At 59.1% G+C, this 215-nt stretch carries 1 pseudogene; it reads right to left on the bottom strand.

Annotated elements, in window-relative coordinates:
* Nucleotides 1–215 (bottom strand): annotated as a pseudogene (locus tag EXE42_RS20110) (zinc ribbon domain-containing protein); the annotation flags it as partial.

Below are 215 nucleotides of genomic sequence, written 5' to 3'. Positions count from 1 at the left end.
CGAGCGTTCGTCCGCAGCTTTCACACCGGGTCTGCGCGTTATTGTGGACGTCCCCGAGATACGCCCAGTGTAGCGATTCCGTGCCGTCGATTTGTGGCTCCCGTCGGACGTGATAGAGGGAGGTAATCTCCGTATTCACGCCGTCATCATCCGGATCAGGTGGGTGCTTTCGGACGATGGCGTATGCACCGTGATTCTCGATGTCGAGGACCTCC

The organism is Halorubrum sp. SP3 (assembly GCF_005435195.1).
GTDB lineage: Archaea > Halobacteriota > Halobacteria > Halobacteriales > Haloferacaceae > Halorubrum > Halorubrum sodomense.
The sequence above is the reverse complement of the archived record's forward strand: the minus strand, read 5'-3'. Positions and strand labels throughout refer to the sequence as shown.